The sequence below is a fragment of the Bdellovibrio bacteriovorus str. Tiberius genome (assembly GCF_000317895.1).
Taxonomy (GTDB): domain Bacteria; phylum Bdellovibrionota; class Bdellovibrionia; order Bdellovibrionales; family Bdellovibrionaceae; genus Bdellovibrio; species Bdellovibrio bacteriovorus_F.
This window is the reverse complement of sequence record NC_019567.1, coordinates 2174902-2191753: the sequence shown is the minus strand read 5'-3', so window position 1 is coordinate 2191753 and position 16852 is coordinate 2174902. Positions and strand designations below refer to the sequence as shown.

Genomic DNA, 16852 nt, shown 5'->3' with positions numbered 1-16852 from the left:
TAAATAGCATGGTTTTTCTCGCAATATTCCGATGTATTACATAGCGGAGTAAGCTATGCGAATACTGGTACGTTTTAGAATGATTGGATTCTTCATTCTTCTTTCATTGCTCACGTCAGGATGTTCCCTGAACGCCGAATTTTTCGGTGAACTGAAGGAAGCTATCGGCATCGACCCAGGCACGGGTGATGGCGGATCCGAGGGTGATAGCGGGACGCTGACAAATCTTTCCAATTATAAAATTATCGTTAATGGTCCCATGAAGGCTGCCGCCAGCGTGGACGACAATATCTTTATCGGAGGCAGCTTTAACAATGCCACGAATATTGCCTCCCATGGTTTAAAGATCAGTTACGCCAACGGAACCCCTTCATTGAGCTCGGTGGGTCTGGGTGGATATGCGGGTGATATTTTTGCCAACGCCGTGGATGCTGCAGGCAATATCTATGTGTATGGACGCTTTTATAAGTCTATCACGGACTCGGCTTCAGAGATAAATGTTTTAAAATTCCGACCTGACCTGACGCTGGACAATTCCTTTCCAGTACTTAAACTGACCTGGTCCAGCACCAGCTATTCGGCCCACGACCTGCATGGAATGATCGTGAAAAACAATCGCCTGTACGTCAGCGGTGTTTTTGAGGCGGTGAACGGTGTTGAAAGGGTCGGTGCTTTTTCCGTGGATCTTGCAACGGGGCAGCTGACATCCTGGAATCCCACTTTTGTCGGCGGAGCCGAGATTATTCAGGATGATGCCAGCACTGTGACCTTTCGAAAGGCAGGCAGTTATCACGGTAATCCTAAAAAGGGATATTATTTCCTGAATAAGGCCGGTCAGGCCACGACCTTGTTTTCAACCAAGTCGTGGGATCCCACTGTTTCTTCACGCAAGCTTTATGTCGATCGTTCCCAGACCCGGGTTTATGAGGGAATCACCTATTATAATCGCCTGGTTTTAAGAAAGCTGACGTCATCTTATGTGGACGACCCCGCTGTGGCGGATATCGAGTTGCAGAATGTTTTGGTGGAAAGCGTTCAGGTCCTTAAAGATTACGTGGTCGTGATGGTTTTTGATAATGCGGTGTTTGATACGACCAAAGAATATTATTTTAAAGTCTACAGCCACGCGGGGGCGCATTTGTATGATACTCCTGTGATGACTGTGACCGTGCCTAACGCAAGCCTTCTTCCGCGTAAAATCCTGCAGGTGAATGAACAAAACTCGCTGTTTTTTGCCGGGGACTATCCAATGGATGTGACTGCGTTCGACGGCCCGGGAAAAAACATCGTTCGCGATCTGCCGGTGGCAGAATTTCAGTTTTCGGCGGCGGCATCTTTGGTGACGTCGTTTTATCCCACCGAAATCGTTCCGGGGATAAATTCGTTTCAAAGCATTCAATATGAAAGCGGCCAGCTTAGTCTGATTCATTTTAACGGGGCTTACACCTATGACACTCAAAACGGAAACGCATTTCTGGGAAGTGTGAATCAGACGTTTGGTAATTCCTCCGTTTCAATGGTTGGGGATTATCTTTTCATTTATAACTGGCATCCGGGTGTGCGTCAGCTGGAAGTCTATAACAAGCTGACCGGGGCTGCCGTGACAGGTGTTATCAGTCCGGCAGCGAATGTGACAATTCTTCCGGCCTATGGGGAATACCCTCAATTCACTTCGTGGCAGGGCGAACTTTTCGCATACTATCCTGTCAGCGCGAAATTGCTGGTTTTCGATTTGAACGGCAATATCACCACCTTGGATACTCCGGTGAATTCAGGGGCCTTTTGTTCTGAATATATAGTGTCTTCTGCTGGAATCTGTTTTTCCGGCACAAACTATGGCGGCGTCTTCGACGGGGGGCTTTACACCGTGAATACCGCCAACGACACGCTCGTACCACCCACCGCGATCACTCAGGCAGTTTTTGCAAGCGGGGTTCGTCATGTGTTTGGTTATGCGAGGAATGCAAAATACGAGGCCTTCATGCATGGGGACACCGATGACGGCCGTCTGGTCATTTATGACGTGACAAATTCGTCAGTGGTCTGGGAAAGATTCATCAATACCAGCAACGCTGAAACCAGACTGATTCTTAGCGGTGACATTCTTTATATGACAGGGTCTTCCGTTCTGGCGGATCCGGCGGTCTTCAACAGCGGCAACAGCGCTCATAATTGCCCGAGCTTTCCGGCCTCGTGCAAAGTTATTAACTCTTTTGTTTCCATTAATGCGCCAGCGCAAAGCATTGTGCAGGACTTTGGGGGCAACGGCGCGAACTACAGCCATGACCTGATCAATCACTGGAAAACTTACCGAATGTACCGTTTCCAGGACAAGGTCATTGTGCCTTCGGGCGATGACGACGGTTTCGATGCGGCTCTTCCGGAAAAAATCTATATGCATGTCTATGATGCGGCGACCGGTACGGATGCGGGCAAGTTTTCTGATTTGTATTTTAAATTTCAGCCACGGGCGACTTTCTTTGGTCACGCGAAGCCCATTGAACAGGCCAACGGTGATATTGTTTTCTATCTTTCCAGCTTATATTTTAACGACCAGGCTGTTTCTCCGCTGCTGAAAGTTTCCAATGCTGACAAGTCACTCAGTTTTGTTGATTTCGACGGAGAGATTCTGGGTCTTGCTGACGTGGATGGGAAGCTTCTGGTGGTTCAGAAAAACGGAACACAGCTGAATTCACATCCTTTGACTTCTTCGGTGGTTGTTTTTGATCCGGGCAGTGGAGATGTCACCAATGTGCCGGTTCCGGGCGTGGTGGATTTTGTTGCCTCAAGCAAGGCCCGTATTCTGAAATCCGGATCGCAGCTTTATATTGCCGCGACCGGGGGGATTCAGTCCTTTGCGCTGGTAAATGGTCAGCTTCAGTCTGATCGTTATGCTTTGATTTCCGGGACAATGGCTACGGGGTCTTTGGATGCTGTTTTAAATGACGGTCAGATGTTCCTGATTGGTAATTTTGAAAGTCTGAAAATTGTGGATGCGACAGATCTTTCTGAAACTGCGGTGAATTTTGTCGCCGGGTCGAACTTTGTGCGCATCAAGAATGCAGCTGACTTGTTCACGAAAGGTCAGGACTCGCTTTCCGCGATCCCGGGACTGGTGTCGGAACCGTTTATGGCGATGCTAAATCTGAAAATGTCCATCACCTCCAGCGGTGACAGTGTGTATATCGGTGGAATCAGTACAGCCAATGGTGTCGCCACTTCGCTGGCCCGGTACAAAGTTGCGCAGGAAACGTTTGATGCGGGATTTGTTCACAGTGTGTCGTTAACGATTGCCAATGTTATGGTGATTCCGAATCTGATCGCGGCGGTGCGGGAAGTATCTTCCGGGAAGTTGTTGCTGGAAGGTGTGTTTTCCACGCTAAACGGCCAGGCCGTTTCAACTTTGCCGGTGCTCAATGTTGCGGACGGAGCAGTGACAGACTCTATCCTTCTGCCCTCTGATCTGGTGGCCGAACTTCCAGGGGAGCTGGAACGAACCTCCTCAGGCAACATGGTGCTGGGGCGTTGTGCGGCGAACCCTTGCACAGCCTCGCAGATTTCAATTCAATAAGTGATTCATTCGCAAAAAAAAGGAAGGCCCTGATGAAAATTCAGGGCCTTTGCTTTTTTAGTGAGGGTATACGCCTTCACAAGTAGGGAAGGTGAAGCGCTTCCAGAAGGACTGGTCTGCTTCGCCACGAGAAATGATCACTTGCGTGTCGATAGTGCGAGGCACAGTCACTGTTCTAGAGCCAAAGCGTGTGCACTCTGGAGTTTGTTCGCCGTTGGCAGGAGTGAACTCTTCACAAACGGGTTGCTCATAGCTGCGATCAACAACAAGGGTTGTGGTTTCATAGCGGGCACAAACCCACTCAGTGTAACCACCTTGTTCACTGTTCGGATTGCCCACCTGGCGAGGCACCAGTTCCGCACACTCACGCGTTGGAGTGATGGAACGAATCTCGGTGTCGGTCATACAGGCATTTTCCAGTTTGATACCGCCCAAGCGATAACCGTGAGTCACCACGGCGTGGCGGGACGCGAAGATTTCAGACCAGGAACTGCCCTGGTGAACAGCGTGAGCGCTGACAGAAACCAAAAGTGCGGCCATTGTGAATAGAACCTTTTTCATCGGAACTCCTTACCAAAGTTGGTGTGGTTATTGTTTGTTTCGCAAAAGGAGCAAAACACTCCAAAAGCGCACGACAAAACCTAGTAAGAAATTCGTGGAACGGTCTAAATACAAAAATGTAATTGGCAACTGACACGAAAAAACCGTGGCTTTCCGTGTGTATCCACAGAATTCCGAGAAAAAAACCATTTCAAACGTGTAGAGGTTCAAAAAAGAAATTAAAAATGGGCGCAAGTTTTACGCCCATTTTTCAGTTAAATCGAGATCGCGGTCGCGGGATTTTGTGAAACAATCGTTTGGCAAAAAAGCCCAGAAAGTGTTTCGAAAAAATCCGCGAAATTCCGGTTTTTTAGAATGAAGAAGTCGTCGGTGCGGACGTTTGTGTGCCGTCGTTCACCACGCTGAAGTTCAAAGAGTCAAATTCACGGAAACGTTTTTTCTCGTCTTCCATGCGTTGTGCTTCCAGTTTTTCCAGAATGGAATTTTCAGTTTGAACTTCCATCTGTTTGCGGGCGTCGCGAAGACCGTCCATTGTCGTAGTGTGAGTAGTTCTTAGTCCTGTCTGCGCATTTGCGATTGCGGCAGTCCCCAATACAGAAACAAGTACAATTTTTTTCATAAAAATGCCCCTTTGCGGACTCTCATACACACAAAGCGTGGAGAAAGAATGGATTGACGCTCCGCCGGAGTATATTATTCCAAAAGTGAAGTGAGCCTTGGAACCGCTCTCGGGGCGCGCTGCGTTAGGGGTGGTTCTTTGTCATTCCGGCAGAGTTGTTATAAAGAATGATCCTTCAGGAGTTTCACATGTTTGAGAATCTATCAGATAAAATCATGACAAGCCTTAAAAAGGTCCGCGGTCAGCATAAGATCAGCGAAGCCAATATTGAGGAAGTCATCAAGGAAATCCGTCTGAGTCTTCTTGAAGCTGACGTGAACTTCAAAGTGGTGAAAACCTTTATCGATAAGGTGAAGGAAAAAGCCCTGGGTCAGGACGTCCTGACCAACGTCAATCCCGGCCAGATGTTCGTAAAGATCGTCCATGACGAACTGGTGAACGTTCTTGGTGGCGGCGCGGTTGATATCAACGTTCGTGAAAACCCAAGCGTGATCTTTTTGGTGGGTTTGCAGGGGGCGGGTAAAACCACGTCGGCTGCGAAATTGTCTCTTTATATCCGCCAGAAACTGAATAAAAAACCGGGTTTGGTTCCAGCCGACATCTATCGTCCGGCCGCGATCGACCAGTTGCAGGTTCTGGGTAAGCAGAACAACATCCCGACATTCCCAACCCAAGTGGGCATGAAGCCGGAAGAAATTCTGGAAAAAGCCAAACAATGGGCTCGCGACAACATGGTCGAAGTGGTCATTGTCGATACGGCAGGACGCCTGCAGATCGATGAAGATCTGATGGGTGAACTGGGTCGTTTGAAAGAAATCTGGACGCCACAGGAGATTCTGTTGGTGGCCGATGCGATGCTGGGTCAGCAGTCCGTGAACGTGGCTGAAGGCTTCCACAAACGCCTGAATCTGACAGGTCTGGTTCTGACCAAGGTGGACGGGGATGCGCGCGGTGGTGCGGCCTTGTCGATCCGTGAAGTGACCGGGATCCCAATTAAATTCCTGGGTATTGGTGAAAAAGTCACGGCGTTGGAAGTCTTCCACCCGGACCGTCTGGCCGGCCGTATCCTGGACATGGGCGACGTACTGTCTCTGGTTGAGAAAGCCCAGGAAGTCATTGATGAAAAGTCTGCGCGTGATTCCGCGAAGAAACTCATGAAGAATGAGTTCACTTTGGAGGATTTCCTGACTCAGATCCAGCAGCTCAAGAAGATGGGCGGCTTTGAAAGTATTTTGAAATTTTTACCGGGCATGGGTGAGCTCAGCAAGCAGCTGAAAAATATGACCCCTCCGGATGCAGAAATGAAAAAGATTGAAGCGATCATTCGCTCCATGACCTATCAGGAACGTCATAACCATAAGATTTTAAACGCTTCGCGTCGTCAAAGGATCGCGAAGGGGAGCGGAACTCAAGTTCAGGACGTGAACAAGCTTATAAAGCAGTTTGAGGATGCAAAAAAGATGATGGGCGGTATGATGAAAATGGGTATGGGCCGGGGCGGAATGAAGTTTCCATTTTAGGGCTTGATATTTAACCACGATCCAAGTACAAACTTGGACTTACTGTTTTTGATACATGAGGTTTAGAAATGGCAGTTGTAATTCGTTTGGCTCGTATGGGCGCTAAGCATGAACCTAAATACCGCGTTACTGTAGCGGATTCCCGTCGTTATGTGACTGGTAAATTCCTTGATATTCTTGGAACTTACATTCCATCTCCAAAAGGTAACGACAAAAAGATTGAGCTTGATCTGGCTAAAGTTGAAGAGTGGATCAAAAAAGGTGCACAACCTTCAGAGCGCGTAAAACACGTGATCAAATTGGCTCAAGCTAAATAAGTTGTTGGCTTCCTACTTGGTTTTGCTAAACTAGATCAGGTAGGTACTATCTGTGGGGGTAAATATGGATAGCTTGAAAGACCTCGTTGAGTTCATGGCGAAGTCCCTTGTGGACAAACCTGAAAATGTCGAAGTTGATGAAATCCCTGGTCAGCAAACCACACTTCTTGCTTTGAAGGTCGATAAAGAAGACCTTGGGAAAGTAATTGGTAAGCAAGGTAAAACCGCTGCTGCGATGAGAACTATCATCCGCGCTGCGGGTACTAAGCTTAACAAACGTTATCACCTGGATATCGTTGAATAGTTTGGTTTAAGTAAATTTAGAGTTAATTCTCATGGAAGGGGTTACCAAATAGGTGACCCCTTTCTTATTTGTGCTGGCGGACTTAAGTGCCGTCTCACTGGAGTCGTAAAATGAAATTGGTAGGAAAAATTCGCGAAGCTCACGGCCTTAAAGGAGACCTTTATGTTTTGGTCTTCTCTGGTGAAATTGCCTGGGCAAAACGCATGAAAACCTTTGGCCTTAAAGCCAAAGACTCAGATGAAATCAAAACTTTCACTGTTGAGCGCACCAAGCCTTTCAAAAAAGGTCTGATCGTAAAAGCTGCTGAAGTGGCTGATCGCACCGCTGCCGAAGGTCTGGAGCACATGGAATTCTTCATCGAGGAAGACCTGATGGTGTCCAAGCCGGGTGAAACCATCTTCCTGTCTGAGATTAAAAACTTCAAGTTGAAGAATCCAGAACAAACCGTATTGGGCGAAATCGTTGGTTTTTCCTCTAACGGTGTTCAGGATTTGCTGGTGGTTGAAACTGTTGACGGTAAAACAGCGGAAGTTCCGTTCGTTGATGCTTTCATCAAAAAAATCGACTTCAAACATCAGGCTGTCGTGATGGATTTGCCTGAAGGGCTTTTCGATATCGAAAATGCTTAAAATCGATGTGATCACTCTTTTCCCTGAGATGATCCAGGGCGCGGTGTCTCACGGCGTCCTGGGGCAGGCATTAAAGGGTGATCTTTTGTCGGTGCAGGCGCACACTCCGCGCGAATTTGCCACCGACAAACACCGCACGGTCGACGATCGTCCCTTTGGCGGTGGTGACGGCATGATCATGCTGTCCGAGACTCTCGAAAAATCCCTTCAAAAAGTGCAACATAAGAATTCCAAGATCATCTATCTGTCGCCGCAAGGCTCGGTGCTCACGGATGACAAGGCCCGTGAATTATCCCAGGCAGAACATCTGGTTTTGGTCTGTGGCCGTTATGGCGGGATCGATCAGCGAATCATCAACAGCTATGTGGATGAAGAAATCTCTGTAGGGGATTATGTGCTTTCCGGCGGCGAGCTGGGGGCGCTGGTGGTGATCGATGCACTTTCGCGTTTCATTCCCGGTGTGCTGGGGCATGTGGATTCAGCGGACAAGGACAGTTTTTCAGAAGGTCTTCTGGAGCATCCCAATTTCACTCGTCCTCGCCAGTATTTAGGGCAGGATGTTCCCGAAGTTCTTTTGGGTGGCAATCACAAGTTGATCGCCGACTGGAAAGAGAAAGTTTCGGCGTTGGTGACCTTAAAGAAACGCCCGGATCTGTTCATCATCTATCTGGCGGAAGAGCGTGAAAAGTACCGCGCATTGAAAAAGAAAAAAACGGCAGAGCCCCTGAAGGAGCTCTTTAAGTTCTGGCAGCAACTATCCCCTCAGGATCGCGAAGTTTTGGGTCTTGAGGACCTGAATGAGGAAAGCTTCAATGGCTGAAGAAACACCTTACGTGCCCCGTCTGGCGATTGGGCTGGTCCACTATCCGGTGCGAGATCGCATGCAGAAAACAGTGGCCACCAACGTGACCAATTTTGATATTCATGACATCGCCCGCGCGGCGACCGTCTTCGGGGTGGAAAAATATTACATCATCCATCCCATGCAAGAGCAGCTGATGTTTGTGGATCGCGTGCTGGATCACTGGCGTACCGGCCAGGGCTCCAAGTTCAACCCCATGAGAAAGACCGCCCTGGGGAACGTAAAGGCCGTTGCGAGCGTCGAAAAGGCATTTGAGGACTGGAATGTCCCAGAGGCCTTGACGATCGCTACAACCGCCCGTACGGAGTGGGCGAAGCATAAGTACTCGTTTGCCGAGCTGCGTAATGAAATGCATGTGGCCAAAAAGCCAGTTTTTATGCTATTTGGAACAGGCTTCGGTTTGACGGAAGACCTCATCAGATCCTCGTCAGGGGTTCTGGAGAGCATTAGGGGTGCTCCCCCCAAAGATTATCGGCATCTTTCAGTAAGATCTGCCGTAAGTATCTGTCTTGACCGTGTCATGGGTCCATGGTAGACCCTTGTTTTACTTTTTGTGAAAATTGACTGCTATAAGGATTTTAAGCAATGGCTAAAGAAACAAACATCGTTCGTCGCGTTAGTGTTAAAGCTGCTAACAAAAATATCCAGTCCTTCAACTCTGGTGATACTGTTAACGTATTCGTTAAAGTAAAAGAGGGTGAGAAAGAGCGTGTTCAGCTTTACAAAGGTATCGTAACTAAGATCCAAGGATCTGGTGCAGCGAAGTCTTTCACAGTTCGTAAAATGTCCGCTGGTGTTGGCGTGGAAAGAACTTTCCCGTTCGCATCTCCAGCTTTGGATAAAGTTGAGATCGTAAACGTAGGTAAAGTACGTCGTTCTAAACTTTACTACCTTCGCGCTCTTAAAGGTAAAGCAGCTAAGATTGAATCTGAGCTGGTTTCCGCTAAAGCAGACTAGTTTTTTAAAACTAAATACAGCTTTTATGCAAAGACCTGGGATTTTACGATTCCGGGTCTTTTGTTTTTTCTGACGTCTGTCAGGAACATTGTCGTCGACGCAGTCACATTCAGCGTGACCCGCGGGCCCGCTTATTTGTAGTATCGCAAGCCTTACATCGAGGCACTCTGCATGGCTAAAAAAGAAAAAGTCGAATTCCCGAAAATTGAATGGCGTGATTTTTCGCCCACTCCGATCATTGGCGTGGATGAAGTGGGTCGTGGCTGTTTAGCGGGTCCCGTTTATGCGGCGGCGGTGATTTTCAAGTCCGATGCTTTGAATGACCTTGTGACTGACTCCAAGCTTCTGTCCGAAAAACGCCGCGAAGAACTGGCGGATCTTATTTTAAAAGAACACATAGTTGGTATCGGTTCTGCTTCCGTTGAAGAAATCGACGAAATCAACATTCTTAATGCTTCACTGCTTGCGATGAAACGTGCGGTGGAAAAATTGGGAGTGAAGAGCGGTCATGTTCTGGTGGACGGCAACAAAAAGATTCCGAATCTAAAAGGCTTCGAACAAAGCACCATTGTAAAAGGTGACTTGCGAGTGGCTCCGATTTCGGCGGCCTCCATTGTTGCGAAAGTGACCCGTGATCGTCTGATGAAAGATCTGGGAGTGAAGTACCCGCACTATGGATTCGAAATTCACAAAGGCTACTCCACGCCGGTTCACAAACAAAGCATCGTCGACCACGGGCCGTGCATCGCTCACCGCAGATCCTTCGCGGGCGTCAAAGAATACGTGTAATAATTCTGAGCGCTCAGTCTATTGGGCGCATGAACGGGGACTGCAGTCCGAGTCTCTGGTTATCGAATACTATCAGCGTAAACTTTTTCACTTGCTGGGACAGCGAGTGAAAACCCCCTTTGCTGAAGTGGATTTGCTGTTCAAAACCTCCGGGCAGACGTTATTGATGGTGGAGGTTAAAACCACCAACCTGTCTGACTTTCAGCCCTTTCGAATCACTAAAAAGCAAAAAGCCCGTTTGGTGCGGGCGATGCTGTTTCTGGCGGCGCGCTGGGATGTGCTGGTTGAAATTCACTGGGCCTTTGTCACGAAAGACGGTGAGATCACGGTCTTTGAAGACATCAGTGATTGACTGAAAACCCCGCTTTCAGGGGACAATGTCTTATGAAAAAAATCCTGCCACTTTTGATTCTGGTTCTGCTTCTAACTCAATCCGTCCAGGCGCAAAGCCTGAAGCGCTTTCTGACCAGCTGTGCGTGGGGAACGTTGGGTGGGGCGGCAGTCGGCGTGGTCAGTCTGGCGGTGGAAGACAAACCCAGTCAAAGCTGGAACAACGTGGCCCGCGGGGCTTCATTGGGTTTGTATGCGGGAATCGCTTATGGGGTTTATTCCATGAACAAACAACCGGAGCTGTCTCAGCAGCCGGATTTTGCCATCGCGCCGACTTTCGAAAAAGGTCAGATTGATGGAGCTGAAGTGTTCGCCACGGTTTTGAGTTTTTAGAATCCGTATGAATCCAAAGCTTCTGGTGGCAAGGCCGGTTTTGGATTTCCATCGAATGTGAATTCGAAATTCAATTTAAAGTTGGTATCCCCACCGGTCACCTGATCGTGAATGAAGGTGATCATCATACAATCGCCCGGCGGTTTGAATTGCGCAATGTACGCCCAGGATTTCACCTGATCGCGAGTCGTTGATTCCGCCCAGTTGGCGTCATATACAAACTTACCCATCAAGTTGATGAATCTGGAAGTGAAGCCCGCCGAGAACGTGTAATCTTCCTGGCGATCGCTGGTGTTCGCGGATTGCCCCGGAGTGACCTTGTATTGACGAGTCAGCTGCACCTGGAAGAACTGACCCATATCATTTAACAACCGCACACGCGAAGACGCGTTGGTCACGTTCTGATAAGGGAAATAGTTGAAGATGGAATAAGTCTGGAAACGATCCAGACGCACATCCAAAGTGGCGGTCAGATCTGACCAAGGTTCTTTCACGCCGACTTTGTTTTCCTGGGTGCCGTCATAAGACTGCGCAAGTTTCAGATAACCGACCTGGCGGTATTCAGGACGGTCACCAATCCAGCGTTTTTCCGTGATCTTGTTCGTCAAAGCCAGCGTCACCAGGTTTCGGTCATAGACGCGGTCATAATAGTCAAACTGCACGCCATAGTCGCTGGCGATGTCCAGATCCGTGATGCTGTCACGGGCCGTGTACGGCGCATCTGAAATTGAACCAGTGCCGAAGAACGGATTGTCATCCTGGGACACCCACGGCAGGCGGGTGTAGATCACTTCCGGGATGATCTCGTGTTTATAGCGAGTGGCTTTTGAATTTACCGTGTCGCCATAGATGCGGCTCAAATTTGTGCGCGCGCCGATTTCGGTACGGATGTAGCGGCGGGACAGATACTGGTCTTCGTCGATGTTGAAGCCGTAGTGGGTTTCGCGATAGCTGACCGCCGGAATCACATCCAGACCGTCGCCGAATTTGATCGGGTAATAAAGGGCCGGCATGAAATCCAGACGCTGACCGGTGCGGATCTGATCCAGGCCTGGATTGTAGGACCCATCATACACGCGACGGCAGTTGGGGTTGTCTTCCCAGCGCGGGTCGTTGCATGTGTTGGTTGGGAAGCGGATTTTGTTCCCGTTGATGGTTTGTTCGGTCATGTCGTCATAGGCCTGACCGGCGCGGGTGAAATTCACATAGGTCAAATTCAATGAGTAAATGAAATTGGTCTCGCCAATATTTTCCTGGGTTTGCGAGAAGCGCAGTTCAGGAATGCGGTGAACGGCGTCTTCATTTCCTTCCTGTGGATTTCCGTGCAGCATGTTCACATAGTACGATGAATCGACACTGTAGTGCTGATCCAGAGTGTTTTTGGTGAAGGACATGCGGTTTTCCATCGCCGAGTCACCGTGATTCAGTGTCTCGGTCGGGAAGTCCTTGGGATATTGCAGATCGCTGGCCAGATTCAACTGGGCGCGGTGAACGATGCCATCCGGCATGTCATAGTAATGATCATAACGCAGGAACCAGCGCTCTAAAGGGTCGCCTTTTTCGCTGGCCGGGCGGTATAAATTCAAGCGGTCATCTTGTGCGAACGCCTGGTCAAAGATGGTTCCGAAATTCATCGTTCCGCTGGATGTATCATTCAGCATGTAGCGATATTCGACCAAACCCTTAAGGCCCCGCTTGGCGTAGTCTTTTACTTCAAACGTTGCATCGGTGCTGCGGGAAATCGCCCAGAAGTACGGTTGGGAGATCGCAAAGCCCCCCTTGTCAGAAACTTCAAAGGTCGGAGTCAGCAGGCCTGACTGACGGTCACTTTTAAGCGGGACAATCAGATATGGCATCCAGAAAACCGGCACATGGCCAAAGCGCAGAACGGCATTCTTGATATAAGCATAGCCGCCCAGTTCGGCGCGCACCGTGGTGCCTGAGAAACTCCAGGAAGCCGGGCAGTTGGTGCAGGCGGTGTAATCAGCAGAACTCACCACGAATTCGGATTCGCCGGTTTTTTGCAAAACGTCGCCCGAGAACATGATTGGACCGGATTGCACCGATCCATTATAGATCATGCCGGTGTTGTTTTCATAATCCAGGAACACCTGATCGCCCACGATGGTGTTTTTGGCGTCCATAATTTCGACGTTGCCGTACAGTTCCACCTGACGGGAACGTAGCGAGGTGATGGCTTTGTCGGCTTTGATGTGCTGGCCTTTGTAGACGATCTGGATATTGCCTTCCAGCTCCACGACCTCTTTTTCAGTATCGCGGTACATGCTGTCGGCATTGATCAACATATCATGGATCTTCGCCATGGGTTCTGCACCCAGGGCAAAAGAAGATGACATCACTGTCACCAGTAAAAATGAAATCAAGACGATCCAGCTTCGAAGCACCAAAGTATTCTAGGGATGCTTTAGGGCCTTTGTCGAGGTGAAACTGGTCTCTTTTTGGACTCAAAATGTCATAGATTTTGGCCGTTAAGATAGAACACTTAACTTAGGTTGATGAGGTCTTAACATGGAAGTCAAACTCGTGCTCGATGGTGACATCACCGTTGTGTCTTTGAGCGGTCGCATTGAAATCGAAAAAGCTCAGTCCTTTAAAAAAGCCTGTCTGCAGAACTTCTCCGACCGTAAAGTCGTATTCTGCATGAAAAACCTGCACTTTGTCGGGTCTTCCGGGATTCAGTCTTTCTTTGGTATTTTGAATGATTTGAATGCGGGGAGCCGCATGAATGTGAAGATCGCGGGTCTGACTCCGGACTTCCAGCGCCTTTTCTCATTCTCTGAGTGTGCCAGCCTGGAAGTGCATGAAAGCATCGAAGGGGCCCTGCAAAGCTTTTAAGCTGTGGGCCCGTCCTGTTTCCGCAATTCATTAAGTTTCTGACTCAACTCAAGGTTTAAACGCTCTAAAGCAGCGGCTGCAACCTTGAGTTTTTCGTTTTCCTCGTTTTTGGCAGTCCACATATATCTCAGACTTTCCAGTTGTTCCTGGGACTGATAGTGGTCTTTTTCAAGTCTTTGGATTTTTTCCTGATCTTCCACCACGCGAATCTGCAAATCAGCATGCTCGACACCCAGTTTTTGATTCTGGCGAGTCAGTTCGCTGATGCGTTCCTGCTGGCGCTGGATCTCCTGCTCATAGCAGTCTTTCAGTTCTTCTTTGCTACGGCGAAGAGTCACCACTTCATTTTCCAAAGTGTCCTGGCGCTCCAAAGCGCTGTGCAGCTTTATGGACTTCACTTCAAGTTCTTCTTGAATCTGATGCAGTTGTGCCACTTCCTTGGTCAGACGCTCGATCTGTTCTTCATAGAAGTGAACCATTTCCTGAGCTTTTTTCTCGGAAGCTTCAACTTGATAGCGGGAATTCTTGGTCACCTCGATGATTTGATGACGCAGATCGCGCAGCTGGGCTTCTTTGTGGCTGGAGGAATGTTCCAGCTCCTGCAGGCGCAAGTCCTGGGTGCGGGAATATTCTTTCAGTTCAGAAATGTAAGGTTTTACCTGAGTTTTAATGCGCTCATGGTACTTTTCATGGCGTGCCAGTTCGGTGGCCATGTTCTGTGTTTTTTCAGTCAGGGCACGCAGTTTTTCAGACTGGATTTCTTTTTCTCTTTCCAGCTGATCGATCTTTTGTCTCCACAGATTGTCCTTTTCCTTCCAGACCAGAATTTGATCAGTCACAGAGGATTGGGAAAGACGGGCCTTGTTAGCCTCTTCGCTGAACTTCTGATTTTCAGTTTCCAGTAAAGAAAGACGGCGCAAAGTCACCTTCAGGCGGGCCATCAGGTCTTCATTTTGTGAAATCAGATTTTCAACAGTGGAGGACTTCAGAATCTCTTTTGGGAGATGGCTGAAATCATTCTGGCGGGGCAGTTCGTCAGGCAATGGGATGTTGCCCACCGGCTGGTTTTCCCGGGGTGAATCAAAGTCTAAATGTCCAAGTTTCGCGGTCTGGAAAGATTCGGTTTCCATAGCCCTCCTCCATGAAGTCTAGGTCGCCCTAGGTCCATGTTCTCAGGATGAGACATAATTAGTCAAACCAAGGTACTAAGACTAGACCTAGGTAATAACAAAAGACCTTAATATCGCCATCAAACAGCCGAAAAGATACTCATGTCAGTACCCGCATTAAAAGACGCCGCAAACGCTGCGGATCCAGCAAAGAAAAGGGAAGAAGGCGCCTTCTTCGATATGAATGTCGACAAGTCGGACTTGGGCCGGCCTGATTCTTTGCGCTACAACATTCTGACGTGGGTTCTGGACGAGCGCTATGATCGCGCCATCGAAGAATTGAAAGACTTCCTGGAAAAGCCGTCCGAGTACCCGAACTTTCAGTCCAAAGTCACTCGATACATCAATCATTCCATCGACTTGATCTATGCTATTAAAGCCAAAAGAAGCTTTCCGGGAATCAATTCCCTGACGCGTGCCAAGCAGCAGGAGCTTCGTGAGAAATTCAAAGAACACTTCCGTGAACTTCAGTATGTTTTGAAAATCGTTGAGAAAGTTCAGGGCGATTTACGCATTCAGGATGTTCGCTCTACCATTTATGTGGTGAAGGCGGCGTGGTTTGCATCGCTGGCGATTATTGTTCTGGCGTTCTGGCTGGATATCGTCAATGGCCTGGCAAAGACCAGCGTTGTGGTGTTTGACGATGGCTTCGGGAAGCTTGCCAACATACTGGCGGAAATGATCGGATTCTAAAAAGAAAACGGCCTCTTAGAGGCCGTTTTTCATCTTACTTTTTCAATGTCTTATAAGCAGCTTCAAGGACCGGGATTAGTTGTCCGCTGTCCAGCAATTTGCCATTTACGAAGATCGCCGGGGTCCCGCGAATCTGCGCCACTTCGCCTTCTTTGGCGGTGTTGCGCACGACCTCAGGAATCTCGGTGCCTTTTACGCAAGTTTTCAGTTCTTCCAGCTGGATGCCGGTCGCTGTTGCGATGGATTCAAGGTTCTTATCCAGGTTCATCATGCGCGTGATTTCTTCCTGATTGTCGAAGATATAATCGTGCGCCACCCAGCCTTTTTGCGCGATCTTTTCAGAACACAAAGTCGCAAATGCCAGGCCGCAAGAGATGCCGTCACCGCCGCCGTTTTTCATGGCTTCGTTGCACGTGCCATCCAATGGGAATGGTTTGTAGATCAAACGCACGTCCGGATGATTTTTAGTGAAGTTGTGCAAAGGAGCAGCGGCGTGTTTGCAGTGGCCGCAACGGAAGTCTGCAAACTCTACGATCGTCATCACAGGTTCTTCTGTGCCTTTTTGCATGCTCAGACCCTTTGTCAGGTCAAAGTTCTGCTGAGGAGCAACCTGCCAGTAAGCCACTTTTTCTTTGGCCATTTTTTCAACGTCAGACAGGCCATGGCTTTCCAGATACATAATATTTGCCAGGAATGCGAAGGCTGGAATCGCCAAAAGGAAGCCCGCAACCCAACGTTCCGAGGTGAAGATGTCTTTGATGTCGTTGCTGATATTTTCAGCAGTAACGTCTTCAGCACCCATCCAAGTGAAGATGAAGCCAATGATGGAAAGCACATAAGCGCTGATGCAGAAGATGCAAAGGTTGCTCATCGCGGTGACAGAGATCAATCCCATCACCACGGAAGCCACAACGGTCACTCCGGACAGCAACAAAGCGTAGCGGGAAGTGCGATCTGAATCCTGCACAAGGTTGAAACGGGTGACGCCCAGGAAATACACCAAAACCAAATTGGTCATCGCACCCCAAAGTGCGATCGGCACCCCTAGAAGGGCCGAGAACTTGCTGGCAGTCACAGCATCACAATTCAGTACTTCATTGATATTGCACATTGAATCGCCGGCAGACAGGCCGAACTTGATATCATAATAGTGCAGGGTCAAATAGATATGAATACCCACGCCGATCAGGGTGGCGATCATCGCGATAAGCAGGAACTTGGATTTACTGGCTGTGTTTTTCATGACCCCATTGAATCTTAGAATCGTGTTTGAAATCAATCG

Annotated in this window: 18 protein-coding genes; 13 read left to right on the top strand and 5 right to left on the bottom strand. The window is 48.7% G+C overall.

What is annotated here, in order from left to right:
* Positions 1-55 precede the first annotated feature (55 nt).
* Positions 56-3571 carry a hypothetical protein gene (locus BDT_RS10480; protein WP_148278800.1) on the top strand — a complete coding sequence of 1172 codons (3516 nt, stop codon included), beginning with the start codon at positions 56-58 and terminating at the stop codon, positions 3569-3571.
* Between the two features lie 57 nt (positions 3572-3628).
* On the opposite strand, the gene BDT_RS10475 is transcribed toward BDT_RS10480, so the two are convergent.
* Positions 3629-4132, bottom strand: coding sequence for a hypothetical protein (locus BDT_RS10475; RefSeq protein WP_015091212.1), 504 nt, complete (start codon positions 4130-4132; stop codon positions 3629-3631).
* Positions 4133-4481: 349 nt separating this feature from the next.
* Positions 4482-4751, bottom strand: a complete 270-nt coding sequence (locus BDT_RS10470; protein WP_148278799.1) for a hypothetical protein — start codon at positions 4749-4751, stop codon at positions 4482-4484.
* Between the two features lie 188 nt (positions 4752-4939).
* Between BDT_RS10470 and ffh the strand changes: the two genes are divergently transcribed.
* The 10 genes from ffh to BDT_RS10420 all read left to right on the top strand — a co-directional run bounded on the left by ffh (position 4940) and on the right by BDT_RS10420 (position 10852).
* Positions 4940-6271 carry a signal recognition particle protein gene (ffh, locus tag BDT_RS10465; RefSeq protein ID WP_226988149.1) on the top strand — a complete coding sequence of 444 codons (1332 nt, stop codon included), beginning with the start codon at positions 4940-4942 and terminating at the stop codon, positions 6269-6271.
* Positions 6272-6339: 68 nt separating this feature from the next.
* A complete protein-coding gene (gene rpsP / locus BDT_RS10460; RefSeq protein WP_041577634.1) occupies positions 6340-6588 on the top strand; it encodes a 30S ribosomal protein S16 in 249 nt (82 codons plus the stop codon).
* Positions 6589-6652: 64 nt separating this feature from the next.
* Complete coding sequence (locus BDT_RS10455; protein ID WP_038446499.1) at positions 6653-6892, top strand: KH domain-containing protein; 240 nt, start codon at positions 6653-6655, stop codon at positions 6890-6892.
* 110 nt (positions 6893-7002) lie between these two features.
* On the top strand, positions 7003-7521 hold the full coding sequence (rimM, locus tag BDT_RS10450; protein WP_015091208.1) for a ribosome maturation factor RimM: 519 nt from the start codon (positions 7003-7005) through the stop codon (positions 7519-7521).
* Positions 7514-8341, top strand: a complete 828-nt coding sequence (trmD, locus tag BDT_RS10445) for a tRNA (guanosine(37)-N1)-methyltransferase TrmD (protein WP_015091207.1) — start codon at positions 7514-7516, stop codon at positions 8339-8341. The genes rimM and trmD overlap by 8 nt, the downstream gene beginning before the upstream one ends.
* Positions 8334-8918 carry an RNA methyltransferase gene (locus BDT_RS10440; RefSeq protein ID WP_015091206.1) on the top strand — a complete coding sequence of 195 codons (585 nt, stop codon included), beginning with the start codon at positions 8334-8336 and terminating at the stop codon, positions 8916-8918. The genes trmD and BDT_RS10440 overlap by 8 nt, the downstream gene beginning before the upstream one ends.
* Before the next feature lie 50 nt (positions 8919-8968).
* Positions 8969-9340, top strand: a complete 372-nt coding sequence (gene rplS / locus BDT_RS10435; RefSeq protein WP_015091205.1) for a 50S ribosomal protein L19 — start codon at positions 8969-8971, stop codon at positions 9338-9340.
* 171 nt (positions 9341-9511) lie between these two features.
* Positions 9512-10129, top strand: a complete 618-nt coding sequence (locus tag BDT_RS10430) for a ribonuclease HII (RefSeq protein ID WP_015091204.1) — start codon at positions 9512-9514, stop codon at positions 10127-10129.
* A gap of 40 nt (positions 10130-10169) precedes the next feature.
* Positions 10170-10481: a YraN family protein gene (locus BDT_RS10425; protein WP_326929569.1), complete on the top strand. Its 312-nt coding sequence runs from the start codon at positions 10170-10172 to the stop codon at positions 10479-10481.
* Positions 10482-10513: 32 nt separating this feature from the next.
* Positions 10514-10852: a hypothetical protein gene (locus BDT_RS10420; protein ID WP_015091202.1), complete on the top strand. Its 339-nt coding sequence runs from the start codon at positions 10514-10516 to the stop codon at positions 10850-10852.
* On the opposite strand, the gene BDT_RS10415 is transcribed toward BDT_RS10420, so the two are convergent.
* The gene (locus BDT_RS10415; protein WP_235046085.1) at positions 10849-13209 is read right to left on the bottom strand and encodes an LPS-assembly protein LptD; all 2361 of its coding nucleotides are present in this window, start codon (positions 13207-13209) and stop codon (positions 10849-10851) included. The genes BDT_RS10420 and BDT_RS10415 overlap by 4 nt on opposite strands.
* A gap of 172 nt (positions 13210-13381) precedes the next feature.
* On the opposite strand from BDT_RS10415, the gene BDT_RS10410 reads away from it, so the two are divergent.
* A complete protein-coding gene (locus BDT_RS10410; RefSeq protein WP_015091200.1) occupies positions 13382-13708 on the top strand; it encodes an STAS domain-containing protein in 327 nt (108 codons plus the stop codon).
* Here the strand turns inward: BDT_RS10410 and BDT_RS10405 are convergent.
* Positions 13705-14838: a hypothetical protein gene (locus BDT_RS10405; protein WP_015091199.1), complete on the bottom strand. Its 1134-nt coding sequence runs from the start codon at positions 14836-14838 to the stop codon at positions 13705-13707. The genes BDT_RS10410 and BDT_RS10405 overlap by 4 nt on opposite strands.
* 141 nt (positions 14839-14979) lie before the next feature.
* Between BDT_RS10405 and BDT_RS10400 the strand changes: the two genes are divergently transcribed.
* Entirely contained in the window at positions 14980-15570 is a 591-nt protein-coding gene (locus BDT_RS10400) for a hypothetical protein (RefSeq protein ID WP_015091198.1), read from the top strand.
* 34 nt (positions 15571-15604) lie between these two features.
* Here BDT_RS10400 and BDT_RS10395 read toward each other — a convergent pair whose 3' ends face one another.
* On the bottom strand, positions 15605-16813 hold the full coding sequence (locus BDT_RS10395; protein ID WP_015091197.1) for a fused vitamin K epoxide reductase/thioredoxin: 1209 nt from the start codon (positions 16811-16813) through the stop codon (positions 15605-15607).
* Between the last annotated feature and the right edge of the window lie 39 nt (positions 16814-16852).